The sequence below is a fragment of the Prevotella sp. TF12-30 genome (assembly GCF_003436715.1).
In the GTDB taxonomy this organism is placed as follows: Bacteria; Bacteroidota; Bacteroidia; order Bacteroidales; family Bacteroidaceae; genus Prevotella; species Prevotella copri_A.
The window spans coordinates 1-267 of sequence record NZ_QSQJ01000062.1 but is presented as its reverse complement, the minus strand read 5'-3'; positions in this window follow the sequence as shown (position 1 = coordinate 267).

The window sequence follows — 267 nt, the reverse complement described above, 5'->3', positions numbered from 1 at the left end:
AGTGAGCACACAGAGACAAAAGTCCCCTGTGTTGCAAAAGTACATGAAAGCCGATGTCAGAATCATCGTCAGCAACAAAACGTTATGGCAGCAGGTATTCGGATAAGCTATATCCGAATACTGCTGTTTGTTTTTGGATACATATTGTTGGTAAGCATCAGATTTAACTCAAAAAGTTCTAAATTCCGTAAATTTCTCCTTGCTAGTTATGGGATATTTAGAAATTTATCGTATCTTTGTCCCCGAATTGAGGCGTTCTTTGCATAT